The sequence below is a fragment of the Klebsiella sp. CN_Kp073 genome, from assembly GCF_040065495.2.
In the GTDB taxonomy this organism is placed as follows: Bacteria; Pseudomonadota; Gammaproteobacteria; order Enterobacterales; family Enterobacteriaceae; genus Klebsiella; species Klebsiella aerogenes.
Genome location: NZ_CM198051.1, coordinates 2,226,603 through 2,239,274 on the forward strand (window position 1 = coordinate 2,226,603; position 12,672 = coordinate 2,239,274).

Below are 12,672 nucleotides of genomic sequence, written 5' to 3' on the forward strand. Positions count from 1 at the left end.
ACCACCTGTAAGGAGTACACATGAGCATGCTTTTTCTTGCCATCCCGCTCACGCTGTTTGTGCTGTTCGTGTTGCCGGTCTGGTTATGGCTGCACTACAACAATCGCTCGGCGGACGGGGCATTAACCCAGAACGAACAGCAGCGCCTGCTGCAGCTGACCGATGAGGCGAAACGGATGCGCGAGCGTATTCAGGCGCTGGAAGCGATCCTTGATGCGGAACATCCGAACTGGAGAGACAAATAATGGCCGGATTGGATTTTAATAAAAAACTGTGGCGCATTCCGCAGCGCGGCATGGTGAAAGGGGTCTGCGCCGGTATCGCGCAGCACCTGGATGTGCCGGTGAAGCTGGTGCGTTTGATAACCGTACTGGCGATGATTTTTGGCCTGTTCTTTTTTGTGCTGGTGGCCTACATCATTCTCACTTTCGCGCTGGATCCGATACCGGATAGCGAACTGTACGGCGAGAAAGGGCCAAGCAATGGCGATTTACTGGCCGCCGTGGATGCCGAACTGGCTTCCGGCGAACAGCGCCTGCGTGATATGGAGCGTTATATCACCTCCGATACCTTCACGCTGCGCAGCCGTTTTCGTCAGCTGTAAAATTTTTCCATGTAACCAACGAGGCAACGCATGAATATGAAATGGCAACAGGCAGGGCAAAAAGTGAAACCGGGTCTTAAGATCGCCGGTAAGCTGGTGCTACTGACCGTGCTGCGATACGGCCCGGCGGGCGTTGCCGGTTGGGCGGTGAAATCGGTGGCGCGTCGGCCGCTGAAAATGTTGCTGGCGGTAGCGCTTGAGCCGCTGCTCAGTCGGCTGGCCAATCGTTTTGCCCGCGGCATGAAATAATTCCTCAGGGGGAGGAATACCGGCGCGCTTTATATTGGCCCTGATTATCCCCATCTATTTAGCTTATCATTAAACGACATTCCTTCTGGGCATAACGGACTGGCGATGAAGCGACTCAAAACTGAATTCAATGCGCTGGTCAACCGCGGGGTTGACCGGCATTTACGTCTTGCCGTGACCGGGCTAAGCCGCAGCGGCAAAACGGCTTTTATCACCGCGATGGTCAATCAACTGCTGAATATCCACGCCGGGGCGCGGTTGCCGCTGCTGAGCGCGGCGCGTGAAGAACGTCTGTTGGGCGTGAAACGGGTTCCGCAGCGTGATTTCGGTATTCCGCGTTTTACCTATGATGAAGGCCTGGCACAGCTTTATGGCCAGCCCCCGGCCTGGCCGACGCCGACCCGTGGGGTGAGCGAAATTCGTCTTGCGCTGCGCTATCGCTCCAACGACTCTCTGCTACGTCATTTCAAAGACACTTCAACGCTGTATCTGGAAATCGTGGATTATCCGGGAGAATGGCTGCTCGACCTGCCGATGCTGGCGCAGGATTATTTAAGCTGGTCGCGGCAGATGACCGGGCTTTTACAGGGGCAGCGCGGAGAGTGGTCTGCCCGCTGGCGGCAGCTGTGTGATGGGCTCGATCCGCTGGCGCCCGCCGACGAAACCCGTCTGGCGGAGATCGCCGCCGCCTGGACCGATTATCTGCACGCCTGCAAGCGCGAGGGGTTGCACTTTATTCAGCCGGGGCGGTTTGTGCTTCCCGGCGACATGGCGGGCGCGCCGGCGCTGCAGTTCTTCCCCTGGCCGGATGTCGATGCGATTGGCGAAGCCAGACTGGCGCAGGCTGATAAACACACCAATGCCGGGATGCTGCGCGAGCGTTTCAAATACTACTGCGAGAAAGTGGTGAAAGGCTTTTATAAAGATCACTTCCTGCGCTTTGACCGCCAGATTGTACTGGTGGACTGTCTGCAGCCATTAAACAGCGGGCCGCAGGCGTTTAATGATATGCGCCTGGCGCTGACCCAGTTGATGCAAAGCTTCCATTACGGCCAGCGAACGCTGTTCCGCCGCCTGTTTTCACCGGTTATCGACAAGCTACTGTTTGCCGCCACCAAAGCCGATCACGTGACCGTCGATCAGCATGGCAACATGGTGTCGCTACTTCAGCAACTGATTCAGGACGCCTGGCAGAATGCCGCCTTTGAGGGCATCAGCATGGATTGTCTGGGGCTGGCGTCAATTCAGGCCACCCAGGGCGGGCTTATCGAGGTTAACGGCGAGAAGATCCCGGCGCTGCGCGGCGATCGTCTGAGCGATGGGCAGCCGCTCACCATTTTCCCGGGCGAGGTGCCAGCGCGGCTGCCGGGTCAGGCCTTCTGGGAACAGCAGGGCTTCCAGTTTGAGAACTTCCGCCCGAAAGCGATGGATGTCGATAAACCGCTGCCGCATATTCGCCTCGACGCGGCGCTGGAATTTTTGATTGGAGATAAATTGCGATGAGCGAGCCGATAAAACCGCGGATCGATTTCGATGGCCCTTTGGAAACGGAAAAGAGCCAGACCTTAAAATCGGCCCGCGCCTTTGACGCGGCGGATGCGCAAACCTTCTCTCCGATGCTGCCTGAAAGGGTCGCTGAAGAAGAGGGGGCCGCCGAAGCGGTGGTGGAATCGGTACTGCGCCCGAAACGCAGCCTGTGGCGGCGGATGGTTAGCGCCGGGCTGGCGATTTTTGGCATTAGCGTGGTGGCGCAGGGCGTGCAGTGGACGGTGACGGCCTGGCAGACCCAGGACTGGATTGCGCTCGGCGGCTGTGCGGCCGGGGCGTTGATTGTCGGCGCGGGCGTGGGCTCGGTGGCGACCGAATGGCGTCGCCTGTGGCGTTTGCGCCAGCGTGCGCACGAACGCGATGAAGCGCGGGATCTGATGCATAGCCACGCGGTGGGCAAAGGGCGCGCGTTCTGTGAGAAGCTGGCGCAGCAGGCCGGGCTGGATCAATCGCATCCGGCGCTGCAGCGCTGGTATGCGGCCATCCATGAAACGCAAAACGATCGCGAAGTGGTGAGCCTGTACGCGCAACTGGTACAGCCGGTGCTGGACGCACAGGCGCGGCGGGAAATCAGCCGCTCGGCGGCGGAATCGACGCTGATGATCGCCGTCAGCCCGCTGGCGCTGGTCGATATGGCGTTTATCGCCTGGCGTAACCTGCGGTTGATTAACCGTATCGCCACTCTCTACGGTATTGAACTCGGCTATTATAGCCGCCTGCGTTTATTCCGCCTGGTGTTGTTGAATATCGCCTTTGCCGGCGCCAGCGAACTGGTGCGCGAAGTCGGAATGGACTGGATGTCGCAGGATCTGGCGGCCCGCCTGTCGGCGCGCGCCGCCCAGGGTATCGGTGCCGGCTTGTTGACCGCCCGTCTGGGGATTAAGGCGATGGAGCTGTGCCGTCCGCTGCCGTGGATCGCGGATGATAAACCGCGGCTCGGCGATTTCCGCCGCGAGCTGATCGGCCAGTTGAAAGAGACGCTGCAGAAAAGCAAAACCGGCGCGGAGAAATAACGCCGGCAAGCGTAAATGCCGGGTGGCGGCTGCGCCTTACCCGGCCTACGGTTCGTGCGGCCTGTCATTAATTTATTCACCACGCTGGATCCCCCGGTGGCGCTGCCGCTTACCGGGGGATCCAGCGCTTTGCGATTTGGTAGCCCGGAGAAGGCGCAACGCGCCGCCTCCGGGAAAACCCCTTAAAAAAGTGGTAAACCAATAACAGTATCTACGGTCCGTGCGGCCTGCCTTTAATTTATTCACCATGCTGACTGAAACTGCCGGTGTTGGTGGCCTCAAAATCGCTGAGACGTTCCCGGCAGGCCGGGGCAGCCCGAATGGATGCGGGCTGAGGGCCGTGATTTGCAAGGACGCTGCCTCGGCCCGACCCGAAGCCTGCCGGGATAAGTCGAAGGTACCACGAAGTGGCGATTTTGGCGGCCAGAGCCCGGGAGTACAGAGGGCGGCGGCGACTGGCCGCCCTCTGTGCGCTCCCTGCGCCACGGAAAACATGTCGCAGAAAAATTAACCAGGAGCGCAAGATACTCTGGAGCGAAACGAGATAAACGCTTTTCTCAAGCTAAAAGGTTGCAAACCGATAACAGTATCTACGGTTCGTGCGACCTGCCGTTAATTTATTCACCACGCTGGATCCCCCGGTGGCGCTGCCGCTTACCGGGGCTACAGCGCTTTGCGATTTGGTAGCCCGGAGAAGGCGCAACGCGCCGCCTCCGGGAAAAAACCTAGCGACCAGCGCCCTCTGTGCCATGAGAGCCATAACGCAGAAGAAATATCGGGAGCGCAATGTGCTCTGAATTAACACAACGCATATGCTTTCCTGGACCAAACGATACGCTGCGTCTGCTGTAATTGATGAAATCCTTTAAAACAGTTTACTGTTGCCCGCATAACTTTACGGCATAAAGCCCATTTTTCCGCCATACTGTCAATAATTGTTGACAGCTATCTTCACGTAAGCCCATATCTGTCCTATCATTCATCCGTCATTGGCCTTTTTAGGGTGAAAACTCCTATGCGTCTGGAAGTCTTTTGTCAGGACCGTCTTGGTCTGACCCGTGAATTACTCGATTTGCTGGTGCTGCGCGGTATTGACCTGCGCGGTATCGATATCGACCCGATTGGCCGAATCTACCTTAATTTCGCCGAGCTGGAGTTCGCCAGTTTCAGCAGTTTAATGGCGGAAATCCGCCGTATCTCCGGCGTAACCGATGTACGTACCGTGGCGTGGATGCCGTCAGAACGGGAACATCTGGCGCTGAGCGCGCTGCTGGTGGCAATGCCGGAACCGGTGCTGTCGCTGGATGCCAAAGGCAAAGTAGAGCTTGCCAACCCGGCCAGCTGCCAGCTGTTTGGTCAAACCCAGGCCCGCTTACGCAGCCATCCGGTGGCGCAGCTCATTACTGATTTCAACCTGCAGCGCTGGCTGGAAGGCAATCCGCTGGAGTCGCATACCGAGCATGTGGTCGTTAATGGCCAAAACTTTATGCTGGAAGTAACGCCGGTGTATCTGGAAGGCGAACACGCCGAACGCGTGCTGACCGGCGCCGTGGTGATGTTACGCTCCACCGTACGTATGGGGCGTCAACTGCAAACGCTGACGACCCAGGATACCAGCGCCTTTAGCCAGATCCTCGCCGTTGGGCCGAAAATGCGCCACGTCGTTGAACAGGCCCGCAAGCTGGCGATGCTTAGCGCCCCGTTGCTGATTGTCGGCGATACCGGTACCGGTAAAGATTTGCTTGCCCATGCCTGCCATCTGGCCAGCCCGCGCGCCAGCAAACCGTATCTGGCGCTGAACTGCGGTTCGATTCCGGAAAACGCGGTGGAGAGCGAGCTGTTCGGCGATGCGTCGCAGGGGAAAAAAGGTTTCTTTGAGCAGGCCAACGGCGGCTCTGTGCTGCTGGATGAGATCGGCGAAATGTCGCCGGGCATGCAAACGAAGCTGTTGCGCTTTCTCAACGATGGCACTTTCCGTCGCGTCGGTGAAGATCACGAAGTGCATGTCGATGTCCGCGTTATCTGCGCGACGCAAAAAAATCTCGTCGAACTGGTGCAGAAAGGGCTGTTCCGCGAAGATCTTTATTATCGTCTGAATGTGTTGACGCTGAACCTGCCGCCGCTGCGTGATTGTCCGCAGGACATCATGCCGCTCACCGAACTGTTCGTCGCGCGCTTTGCCGATGAGCAGGGCATCCCGCGGCCCAAACTCTCTGCCGACCTTAATACCGTGTTGACCCGCTATAGCTGGCCGGGCAACGTGCGTCAGTTGAAAAACGCAGTGTACCGGGCGTTAACCCAGCTTGATGGCTTCGAACTGCGCCCGCAGGATATCCTGTTGCCAGATCACGATGTGTCGTCGCTGCCGGTTGGCGAAGAGGCGATGGAAGGATCGCTCGACGATATTACCCGCCGCTTTGAGCGTTCGGTATTGACGCAGTTGTATCGCAGTTTCCCCAGCACGCGTAAATTAGCCAAACGTCTCGGCGTTTCGCATACCGCGATTGCTAACAAGCTGCGCGAGTATGGTCTGAGCCAGAAGAAGGGCGACGAGTAAGTCACAGGTTGCGGCCGGCTCGGCGCGGCCGCAATTAACTGCGTTTTTTTAGCGATATTTCTGTATATACTTATTTTATTATTCTTTTTTCCGGGAAGGTGACGGTTGGTGCTGCAACGGGATTGGCCTCAGTGGATGATATTACTGGTACTCTCCGCCGTGCTCTCCTTTGTGCTGTTCCGCTTTCATCTCCCTGCCGCGCCGCTGCTTGGCCCACTGATCGCCGGAATAATCCTCAGCCTGCGCGGCGCCACGATTCGTCTCCCTCGTCCCTTCTTTATCGCCGCTCAGGCTATCATCGGCTGCATGATCGCCCGTGCGCTCACGCCGTCTATTTTCGGCGTTCTGGCCGCCAACTGGGCGCTGGTGTTGATTATCCTCTTTTCCACGCTAGCCATCAGCGCGCTGACCGGCTGGCTGCTGGTGCGCTACAGTTCGCTACCCGGAGCAACCGGCGCGTGGGGAAGCTCGCCGGGTGGCGCATCGGCGATGGTGGTGATGGCGCAGGAGTATGGAGCCGATGTTCGGCTGGTGGCTCTGATGCAGTATCTGCGGGTGCTCTTTGTGGTCGGCGCGGCGGTGATGGTGGTGCGTTTGGCGCTTGGCGGCGAGGCGCAGGAGATGACCCAGCATATCGTCTGGTTCCCGCCGCTGACTTTTAATCTACCGTTAACGCTGCTATTGACCGCGGTCGCCGGTTGGTTGGGGTTACGTTTACGCATCCCGTCCGGGGCAATGTTATTACCGATGCTGGCCGGCGCGTTGGCGCAGGGCGAGGGCATGCTGTTGCTGGAGCTACCGGAATGGTTACTGGTGCTGGCGTATACCGCGCTCGGCTGGACGGTTGGCCTGCAGTTTAATCGCGAGATTTTTCTGCTGGCGTTGAAGACGCTACCGCAAATCATCGCCGCCATCGTTGGCTTGATCGCGCTGTGCGCGCTGATGGCTTTAGCGTTAACGCACCTGCTGCCGCTGGATTTTCTCACCGCCTATCTGGCGACCAGCCCCGGCGGCCTGGATACGGTAGCGATAATCGCCGTCGGGACCCGGGCGGATATGTCTTTTATCATGGCGATGCAAACGCTGCGCCTGTTTACCATATTGCTCACCGGCCCGGCCACCGCGCGGTTGATTTCGCGCTATGCGCCGCGCAAAGAAAAAAGCCTCCGTTGAAGGAGGCTTGATAACAGAAGGAGGGCGATTACGCTTTCAGCGCAGCCAGCGCCGCATCGTAATCCGGCTCTTCGGTGATTTCGTTAACCAGTTGGCTGTAAACCACCTGGTCGTTTTCATCGATAACGACGACTGCACGTGCTGCCAGACCAGCCAGCGGGCCTGCGGAGATAGCAACGCCATAATCTGCCAGGAACTGCGGCGCGCGCAGGGTGGACAGGGTGACCACATTGCTCAGGCCTTCTGCGCCGCAGAAACGGGACTGCGCGAACGGCAGGTCAGCGGAGATGCACAGCACCACGGTGTTGTTCAGCTCAGAAGCCAGTTGGTTGAATTTGCGAACCGATGCCGCGCAGACGCCGGTATCGATGCTTGGGAAAATATTCAGTACTTTACGTTTACCAGCGTATTGGCTCAGCGTGACGTCAGAGAGATCTTTGGCGACCAGCGTAAACGGCTGCGCCTTCGCGCCAGCCTGCGGAATGGAGCCCTGAACGGACACTGGGTTACCCTGGAAATGTACGGTTTGCGACATGGTTATCTTCCTGTTTACATATAGTTAACGTCGTAGTTAGTGTATGACATCAGCCAGCAACACGGCAAACTCTATTTAACATTTACCTAAGAGGCCCAGGGAATGCGCAACCTTCGAGTTTTTGAAGAATCATGGCCGCTACACACGCCGTTTGTTATTTCTCGCGGCAGCCGCAGCGAGGCCAAAGTTGTCGTGGTGGAAATAGAAGAGGATGGGGTAAAAGGGGCCGGAGAATGTACGCCTTATCCGCGCTACGGTGAGAGCATCGCCTCGGTGATGGCGCAGATTATGGCAATCGGCGAGCAGCTTGAGCGCGGAGCTACCCGCGAGCAGGTGCAACAGCTACTGCCGGCAGGAGCCGCGCGCAACGCCGTCGACTGCGCGCTGTGGGATCTGGAGGCGCGCCGCGCGGGGAAAACGTTGCCGCAGCTGCTTGGCGTCAATCTACCGCGCGAAGTGGTGACGGCGCAAACCGTGGTAATCGGCACGCCGGAACAGATGGCGGCCAGCGCCGCCGCGCTGTGGGAGAAAGGCGCGCGGCTGCTGAAGGTCAAGCTCGACGATCATTTGATTAGCGAGCGGCTGGTTGCTATTCGCGACGCGGTGCCGCAGGCGACCTTGATCGTGGATGCTAACGAAGCGTGGCGTGGCGAGGGTCTGGCGGCGCGCTGCCAGCTGCTGGCCGATCTTGGCGTGGCGATGCTGGAGCAGCCGTTGCCGGCCGGCGCGGATGAGGCGTTGGAAAACTTTATTCATCCGCTGCCGATCTGCGCCGATGAGAGCTGTCATACGCGGGAAAGCCTGCCGGCGCTGGCGGGCCGCTACGAAATGGTCAACATTAAGTTGGATAAAACCGGTGGTTTGACCGAGGCATTGCTATTGGCGCAGGAGGCTGAGCGGCTGGGCTATACGCGGATGCTGGGTTGTATGCTTTGTACTTCACGGGCTATTTCCGCCGCGCTGCCGCTGGCGCAGTTGGCCCGTTTCGCAGACCTTGATGGACCGACCTGGCTGGCGGTGGATGTCGAGCCGGCGCTGCAGTTCAGCACCGGCGTGCTTCATCTGTGAGTGTGCCAGTGCAGTAAATCGGTCATCGCCGCGAGGTACTTTTCTGTGGCCTCGTCGGCGGAGACCGGCGGGAATTCGGCGGTAATGCACGGCAGGCCGATATCGGCGCACCAGCTGCCGAAAGAGCCTGGCGTTTCGTAACCGACGCTGCCCACCAGCGGTAAATTAAAGGCCCCGGCGAGCCATTGTCCAAGCTCGCTGTGGCCGGGGTCTTCAATGCAGGCTAGCGGATCGTGGAAAGAGACCACCCACGCCGGGTGGATCTGGTGGATCAGCTGGCACAGCGCCTGGGTTTCGGGTTCTGAACCTGGCTTTTCACCGGTCAGCAGCACTACATCGCGCTCTTCCGCGGCGCTATTCCAGCGATACACCGTTTCTCCCGCCTTCCAGTTAGCGGCCGGAAAGTTACGGTTGAGATCGATGCCGCGGGCGTTGGCGCGTAGCCCTAACTGACAGCCATCGGGGTTGACTGTGAGAACGACGTGATGGCGACGTAGCTCCGGTTTCAGTGTGCGCAACGCGCAGGAGAGGGTGACGATCGACGAGTTTTCGTCGCCGTGCGTGCCGGCGATAATCAGACCGCTGCGGCTATCGGCCAGCGGAGCGGGGAACCACAGCAGCGGCGCGCAGAGATGCGACTGGCCGTAGCGTTGCGTGCCTGGCGGGAAAGCGCCGCGCAAGGGGCGAGGGCGTGAAACGGGCATAGGGTATCCTGTCATCAGGTTATTGTTAGCAGTGTTGTAGAAAAGCGCCCCGGAATAAAATAGTTTCCATGGCTGGCGAAAAAACTCGTCATGTCAATTTTCTATCATAAGCTGTTTGCAATTTCAGCTGGGGAAACAAATAATTATCGCTCTGCCAGCACTGGTTTGTTCATTTAAAAGGGGATCTCATGAAGTATCCTGTCACATTGACATGCGGCGCGCTGTGGTTAGCCAGCGTTTCTTCTCTTGCCTGGGCGGCTGACGTGCCTCCGGGAACCGTATTAGCTGAAAAACAGCAGCTGGTACGCCATATCAAAGACGAGCCCGCTTCATTAGATCCCGCTAAAGCCGTCGGCCTGCCGGAAATTCAGGTTATCCGCGATCTGTTTGAAGGACTGGTGAACCAGGATGCGAAGGGCAATATTATTCCTGGCGTGGCAACCCGCTGGCAGAGCAACGATAACCGCGTCTGGACCTTTACCCTGCGCGATAACGCGCGCTGGTCCGACGGCACTCCGGTGACGGCGCAGGATTTCGTCTATAGCTGGCAGCGGCTGGTCGATCCGAAAACCACCTCGCCATTTGCCTGGTTTGCCGCCTTAGCGGGTATCAGTAATGCGCAAAATATTATTGATGGTAAAGCGGCGCCAGACACCCTCGGGGTGACGGCGGTAGATGCCCACACGCTGCGCGTGCAGTTGGATAAACCGCTGCCGTGGTTCAGCAACCTGACCGCCAGCTTTGCGTTCTACCCGGTGCAGAAAGCTAACGTTGAAAGCGGCGCTAACTGGACGCGCCCGGGCAGCCTTATCGGCAACGGCGCCTATGTGCTGAAAGACCGGGTGGTGAATGAGAAACTGGTTGTCGTGCCGAATACACAGTACTGGGATAACGCCAAAACGGTGATTAAGCAGGTGACTTTCGTGCCGATTAACCAGGAATCCTCGGCGACCAAACGCTATCTGGCGGGGGATATTGATATCACCGAATCCTTCCCGAAAAATATGTATCAGAAGCTGCTGAAGGATATTCCCGGACAGGTCTACACGCCGCCGCAGTTAGGTACCTATTATTACGCCTTCAATACCCAGAAAGGGCCAACCGCCGATGAGCGCGTGCGCCTGGCGTTAAGCATGACTATCGACCGGCGGATTATGGCGGAGAAGATCCTCGGCACCGGCGAGAAACCGGCCTGGCGATTCACGCCAGATGTCACCGCAGGCTTTACTCCGCAGCCTTCGCAGTTTGAAAGTATGAGCCAGGCCGAGCTTAATGCCCAGGCTAAAGCGCTGCTATCGGCGGCAGGATATGGCCCGGACCGTCCGCTGAAGCTGACGCTGCTGTACAACACGTCGGAAAATCACCAAAAGATCGCCATCGCCGTGGCGTCAATGTGGAAGAAAAACCTCGGTGTCGACGTGAAACTGCAAAACCAGGAGTGGAAGACCTACATCGATAGTCGTAATACCGGTAATTTCGACGTTATCCGCGCGTCGTGGGTAGGGGACTACAACGAGCCGTCGACCTTCCTGTCGCTACTCACTTCTACTCATAGCGGTAATATCTCGCGGTTTAACGATCCGGCATACGATAAGATCCTCGCTCAGGCGGCGCAGGAAACCTCGGAAAAAGCGCGTAACGATGATTACAATGCGGCAGAGAAAATCATCATGGCCAAAGCGCCTATTGCGCCGATTTATCAGTATACCAATGGCCGCCTGATCAAGCCGTGGTTAAAAGGATACCCGATCACCAATCCGGAAGACGTGGCCTACAGCCGCACGATGTATATTGTGAAGCATTAATCAGTACCGGTTGCCTGATGGCGTCAGGCAACCATCACTAACCCCAGAACTGGCGCGGCTTACAGCGCCAGTCTCTCTTTCTGACCATTTCCCGCCGCAGATGAAAACATCACTTTTCTGACTCATAGTTATCCTGCCGTATTTGGCGGGATAACAAATCAATAAATATGTCACTAAAACTACGGCTTTCTGGTGCTGGCGCGAACTTGTAACGCTGAAGGTAATTCAATGAATTTATCTGTCGAATTACCCGCCAGGAGCTCCAGCAATGTCTGTCCTGCGAGGGTTCCCGTTTCACTCCAGGGAAATTCGACGGCAGTCAGCGCCGGTGAACAAACGGCGGCAAGAGTCCCTCCGCTCAGGCTTGCCAGTGCCAGAGAGTCGGGCACTTTTTGCCCCGCGCCATGGCAGGCCATAATGCAACCGCAGGCGATTTCATCGGATGTGCAAATCAGCGCATCCAGTTCGGGCCAGGTGATACGAATATCACCGAGCAGGTTCAGGCCGGTCGTAATACCTGCCGCCAGGTGAGAGGTCACCACGCGATGCGGAGAGTGGTTAACGGAGAGCATCGCGCTGTTCCAGCCGCTCAGGACCTGGCGAAACATAATGTTATTGGAAGCCGTGCAAAGCAGGCCGATATTTTTGTATCCGGCCTGTACAAGCGAGGTGACCAACTTTTTGATGGCTGCAGCATAGTCAACACCAATGCTAACCCAGCTCGCATCACGATTGATGGCGCCAATCTCAACCACCGGCACGCCGGTATTACTTATCATTTGCGAACAACTGCTGATGTTATCAATATTGAATTGAACAATCGCAGCCGGGTTGTAAGCGAGCATTTGCGCAAAAGCTTTTTCTTCACTCTGTCCACCCTGGCCGGATTCGATAAACATCATGCTATAGCCCTGGGTCGCAAGCACGGTCTGCAGTGTTTCGGAGACGGCAAGAAAGCCCGGGGAGGAAAAAGAGGGAACCACGCCCATCACCAGGCTAGAGTCAGCGGAGGCAAGGTTGCGGGCCTGCAGATTTGGCACATAACCCAGTTCGCTTACCGCTGCTTCTATGCGTGTGCGCAGTTCAGGGTTCACTTTTTCAGGCATCCGTAACGCGCGAGACACGGTCATTGTGCTAACGCCAACCAGTTTTGCTACTTCAGCGAGCGTAATTTTACCGGTATTTTTTCTGCGTTTTTCTCTCGCGCCATCGTCCGCTTCTAACGTCTGCACTGATTTCCTCCTTTCGCCTGACTGGGCAGCCATTGTAAATGATATTTAGCGCTTTGCGCATTGCCCAACAGCAAAGTAATGATAAGTATGGTTTATCAAGTTAGCGGTAACAATAATTTTAACATAGCTACCATGTTAGCGCTAACTTTGCGAGGGAGATCACGGTAAGCCGTAAAGGCATTCC

The 12,672-nt window shown here is 57.3% G+C and carries 12 protein-coding genes; 9 read left to right on the plus strand and 3 right to left on the minus strand.

The features are described from left to right. Positions 1-20 precede the first annotated feature (20 nt). From pspB to ABLV66_RS10740, 7 genes are all read left to right on the plus strand, one after another. Positions 21-245, plus strand: a complete 225-nt coding sequence (gene pspB / locus ABLV66_RS10710; protein WP_045393114.1) for an envelope stress response membrane protein PspB — start codon at positions 21-23, stop codon at positions 243-245. Beyond that, entirely contained in the window at positions 245-604 is a 360-nt protein-coding gene (gene pspC / locus ABLV66_RS10715) for an envelope stress response membrane protein PspC (protein WP_015366274.1), read from the plus strand. Before pspB ends, pspC begins: the two co-directional genes overlap by 1 nt. Positions 605-634: 30 nt before the next feature. Further along, complete coding sequence (gene pspD, locus ABLV66_RS10720) at positions 635-853, plus strand: phage shock protein PspD (RefSeq protein WP_047078486.1); 219 nt, start codon at positions 635-637, stop codon at positions 851-853. A 105-nt stretch (positions 854-958) separates the two neighbouring features. Beyond that, entirely contained in the window at positions 959-2,356 is a 1,398-nt protein-coding gene (locus ABLV66_RS10725; protein ID WP_316423401.1) for a YcjX family GTP-binding protein, read from the plus strand. Further along, complete coding sequence (locus ABLV66_RS10730) at positions 2,353-3,414, plus strand: TIGR01620 family protein (protein ID WP_316423400.1); 1,062 nt, start codon at positions 2,353-2,355, stop codon at positions 3,412-3,414. Before ABLV66_RS10725 ends, ABLV66_RS10730 begins: the two co-directional genes overlap by 4 nt. 1,015 nt (positions 3,415-4,429) lie before the next feature. Then, a complete protein-coding gene (gene tyrR, locus ABLV66_RS10735; protein ID WP_045393099.1) occupies positions 4,430-5,971 on the plus strand; it encodes a transcriptional regulator TyrR in 1,542 nt (513 codons plus the stop codon). A 135-nt stretch (positions 5,972-6,106) separates the two neighbouring features. Continuing rightward, positions 6,107-7,144: an AbrB family protein gene (locus ABLV66_RS10740; RefSeq protein WP_047047297.1), complete on the plus strand. Its 1,038-nt coding sequence runs from the start codon at positions 6,107-6,109 to the stop codon at positions 7,142-7,144. 28 nt (positions 7,145-7,172) lie between these two features. On the opposite strand, the gene tpx is transcribed toward ABLV66_RS10740, so the two are convergent. Continuing rightward, a complete protein-coding gene (tpx, locus tag ABLV66_RS10745) occupies positions 7,173-7,679 on the minus strand; it encodes a thiol peroxidase (protein ID WP_015366280.1) in 507 nt (168 codons plus the stop codon). Between the two features lie 102 nt (positions 7,680-7,781). Between tpx and ycjG the strand changes: the two genes are divergently transcribed. Then, the gene (ycjG, locus tag ABLV66_RS10750) at positions 7,782-8,747 is read left to right on the plus strand and encodes an L-Ala-D/L-Glu epimerase (protein ID WP_348876420.1); all 966 of its coding nucleotides are present in this window, start codon (positions 7,782-7,784) and stop codon (positions 8,745-8,747) included. Here the strand turns inward: ycjG and mpaA are convergent. Next, positions 8,738-9,451 (minus strand): murein tripeptide amidase MpaA, encoded by a 714-nt coding sequence (gene mpaA, locus ABLV66_RS10755; protein ID WP_348876419.1) that lies wholly within the window; start codon positions 9,449-9,451, stop codon positions 8,738-8,740. The two genes, ycjG and mpaA, sit on opposite strands and share 10 nt — an antisense overlap. A gap of 188 nt (positions 9,452-9,639) precedes the next feature. On the opposite strand from mpaA, the gene ABLV66_RS10760 reads away from it, so the two are divergent. After that, positions 9,640-11,256 (plus strand): peptide ABC transporter substrate-binding protein, encoded by a 1,617-nt coding sequence (locus ABLV66_RS10760; protein ID WP_045374631.1) that lies wholly within the window; start codon positions 9,640-9,642, stop codon positions 11,254-11,256. Between the two features lie 179 nt (positions 11,257-11,435). Here the strand turns inward: ABLV66_RS10760 and ABLV66_RS10765 are convergent, their stop codons facing one another. Beyond that, positions 11,436-12,488: a LacI family DNA-binding transcriptional regulator gene (locus ABLV66_RS10765; RefSeq protein WP_072251429.1), complete on the minus strand. Its 1,053-nt coding sequence runs from the start codon at positions 12,486-12,488 to the stop codon at positions 11,436-11,438. Between the last annotated feature and the right edge of the window lie 184 nt (positions 12,489-12,672).